Raw genomic sequence first — 2,962 nt, forward strand, 5'->3', positions numbered from 1 at the left:
TGGACACCGGAGATTGAACTCCGCCCCAAAAGTCCGCGCAAGGGATTGATTGTAGATATGGGTATAGTTTATGTACCCATCATCAAACAATTCTGGTGGGTGCGCTCGTCGCGCCCGTTTAAAGAGTACTTGCCATGCGCTGGGGTATCGAAAAGCGGTTAGAGTTCATTGAATTCCGCCTCTTTTGGGAGGGCGGGATCAACCGTGCCGACATCGTAGACCAGTTCGGCGTGTCCGTGCCCCAGGCCTCGAAGGATCTGACACTCTACGAGGAGAAGGCACCGGGAAATCTGATCTACGACAAGAGCGCCAAACGCTACAAAGCGGCGGACGATTTCAAGCCTGTTTTCATGCAGCCCAATGCATCCACGTACCTCGCCCACCTGCGCGAGGCTAACGGAGGAACGTCTGGTGTAACCGAAGCTTGGCTTGCATCGGCGCCCGAGCATGATGCCCTGCCTATTCCACACCGACGCGTGGAAGCCGACGTCCTCCGCGATGTCCTTAAGGCCGTTAGGGAAGGCCATTCCATAGAGGTCTTTTACCAGTCGATGAGCGCCAAGAAGCCCACCCCCGAGTGGAGGCGGATTTCTCCCCACGCTCTCGGCAATGACGGACTGCGCTGGCATATCCGTGCCTTCTGTCACATCGACCACAAGTTCAAAGACTTCATTCTCTCGCGATGCATGAAGACCCGAGAGCATGGACTGTCCGGCGCGTCCGCGAATGACGACAAGCTTTGGCATGATCGCTTCGCGGTCGCGCTCGCACCGAATCCAGCCCTGAGTGCGAACCAGCGATCGATCATCGCCCAAGATTATGAAATGACGAACGGGCGCACTGAAGTCATGGTGAGAAAGGCGCTGCTCTACTACTTCCTGAAGCGTCTCCGTCTGGATGTCGCAGACAAGCTGGACAACCCCCACGAAGTCCCGGTCGTGGTCGCCAACCGACCTGCCTTTGACGCAGCGCTCGCGGAGGCGATGGCATGAGGTCTGTCAATTTCGAAATCCTTCGTGATGGCTGGCCTGAACTCGCAGGTCTTGGCGCCTTTGCAGAAGCCTATGCTCACGCTGATCCTGCTAGCGCACTCGTCAAGCTTCGGCTCTTCGCAGAAAATCTGACGAAGGATATCTACCGCGAGCTCCGGCTGCCAAAGCCTGACTTGCCCACATTCGTTGATCTCTTGAAGAACGACGCCTTCATCGCAATCACGCCGAAGGTTGTGCTCGACAAACTCCACGCGTTGCGGATTCACGGCAACAAAGCCGCGCATGGCGAACCTGTAAGGAGCCAACAGGCGCTATGGCTGCTCAAGGAGGCACACGATCTCGCTCGCTGGATGTGTGTCCGGTACGGGAATGCGAAAGCAGACCAGCTTAACACCTTCCAGCAGCCGGCTATTCCAGGTCAGATTGAGGAGCGGGAACGGCGCCAGGTACTCGAAAAATTGGCGGTTCAGGAAGCCCAGATGGACGCGCTGCTTTCAGAGCTCGAAGAAGCGCGCACGAAAGCAACCGCCGCCCAGAAGGAAGCGGCTGAGCTCAAGCAGCTTGCAAGCTCGGCACAGGCAGCGGCCGATGAACTTCAGTTCAGCGAAGCAGAAACCCGAACGCACCTCATCGATAGCATGTTGGCGAGCGTCGGATGGGATATCGCCGAAGGCCTCAAGAACACGACACAAGTGGGCAAGGAAGTCGAGGTCGACGGACAACCTACGGCTACAGGCATCGGTTACGCCGATTACGTGCTGTGGGATGACAACGGGAACCCGCTGGCCGTTATCGAGGCGAAAAAGACCTCGACCGATGCCGAGCTTGGTCGACATCAAGCCAAACTCTATGCCGATAGCCTTGAAAAGCGGTATGGGCACCGCCCGGTCATCTTCTACACGAACGGCTTCGACATCTGGATTTGGGACGACGCACAAGACTTTCCTCCGCGGAAGCTCTATGGCTTCTACTCCAAGGACAGCCTTCAGCATCTGGCGAACTACCAACGGCACAACAAGCAGCCCCTCGACACGGTCGCGATCAGCGATCAGATCGTAGATCGGCTGTACCAGCTGGAAGCTATCAAAAGGGTTTCTGAGCGGTTTTCGCAGAAGCACCGTCGGGCGCTGGTGGTTCAGGCCACTGGTACAGGCAAGACACGCGTTGCGATCGCGCTGACGGACCTTCTGATCAGAGCCGGTTGGGTCAAGCGGGTCCTCTTCCTCTGTGATCGCAAGGAACTCCGGAAGCAGGCCAAAAACGCCTTCAACGATTTCCTATCGGAGCCCACGCGGATCATCACATCGCGCGTTAGGACGAACGCCAGTGAGCGCGTCTTCCTTGCGACCTATCCCGCGATGCAAAAGGTCTTCCAGTCTTTCGACCCTGGCTTCTTCGACCTCATCATCGCGGATGAATCTCATCGAAGCATCTACAACGTCTACGGAGACATCTTTCACTATTTCGACTGTCATCAGGTGGGACTTACCGCGACGCCAGTTGACTTCGTTACGAGGAGCACCTTCCGCCTCTTTGGGTGCGAAGGGCAACTTCCCACGTCAAATTATGATCTCGAGCAGGCGGTTCAGGCAGGCTACCTGACCCCATTCGAGGTCTATGAGCACACGACCCAGTTTCTGCGCGACGGCATCATCCTCGATGCCCTATCGCCCCAGCAAATCCAGGAGCTCGAAGACCAGGGGGAGGACCCGGCGCAGTATGATTTCTCCTCGGAGCAGATCGACAAGGTCATCTATAACAAGGACACCAACCGCGCGATCCTCCGAAACCTGATGGAAAACGGGATCAAGGATGCGACCGGACAAATCTTAGGAAAGAGCATCATTTTTGCACGGAACCATCAGCATGCGATGCTGATGCGTCAGCTCTTCGATGAAATGTATCCGCAATACGCCGGCAAGTTCTGCCAGGTGATCGACAACTACGATCCGCGTGCCGAGCAGTTGATC

The 2,962-nt window shown here is 56.6% G+C and carries 2 protein-coding genes; both read left to right on the plus strand.

All coding sequences use genetic code 11. The features are described 5' to 3' along the window. Window positions 1-134: 134 nt before the first annotated feature. Window positions 135-992, plus strand: a complete 858-nt coding sequence (locus tag GFJ39_RS13725; RefSeq protein WP_153432003.1) for a WYL domain-containing protein — start codon at window positions 135-137, stop codon at window positions 990-992. Next, window positions 989-2,962: DEAD/DEAH box helicase family protein (locus GFJ39_RS13730; RefSeq protein ID WP_153432006.1), on the plus strand; the 1,974-nt coding region annotated here is incomplete at its 3' end. The genes GFJ39_RS13725 and GFJ39_RS13730, both read left to right, overlap by 4 nt.

Origin of the sequence: Gluconobacter aidae (assembly GCF_009547075.1) — a bacterium.
Lineage (GTDB): Bacteria > Pseudomonadota > Alphaproteobacteria > Acetobacterales > Acetobacteraceae > Gluconobacter > Gluconobacter aidae.